The organism is Microbacterium sp. P5_E9, assembly GCF_054049175.1.
Genome location: NZ_JBFUMV010000125.1, coordinates 1 through 549 on the forward strand (window position 1 = coordinate 1; position 549 = coordinate 549).

Genomic DNA, 549 nt, shown 5'->3' on the forward strand with positions numbered 1-549 from the left:
GCCAGAATCCTCACCTTCCCCGTCTTGGCGAGTTCGATGGCAGTGGCGTCGAACGTGAGGTCCACGCGGCCTGCTGCCACTTCGGTCAGCGCACTCGAGGTGGATCGGTAAGGAATATGGACAAGCTGCGTGCCGGTCAAGGACTGGAACAGTTCGCCGCCCAGATGTGCCCCGCTACCCGGGCCGGCGCTGCCGTAGGTTAGCTTTCCGGGATTTTTGCGGGCGTAGTCGATGAACTCCTGCAGGGTTTTCACCGGCAGTGCCGCGTTCACGACCAGCGCGATTGGATACACCGAAGCAATTCCGACTGGCGCAGCCGCGGTCACGGCGTCGTACTTCACCGAGGAGTCGACCAGCGGAAGGATGCCGTAGGCGATGTTGGTGAGCAGCAGCGTGTTGCCGTCCGGCTTTGCCGCGAAGACCGCCGACGTTCCGATCCTGGTGCCTCCACCTGGCCGGTTCTCCACGATCACCGGTCGTCCCAGCACCTGACCCAGTTGCTCGCAAATGACGCGGGCCCCGATGTCGGTGATACCGCCAGCTCCATAC

Annotated in this window: 1 protein-coding gene; it reads right to left on the reverse strand. The window is 63.4% G+C overall.

The features are described from left to right. Positions 1–549 (reverse strand): Bug family tripartite tricarboxylate transporter substrate binding protein (locus ACXJ3V_RS20580; RefSeq protein WP_457102214.1); only part of this gene is annotated, 549 nt, incomplete at both ends.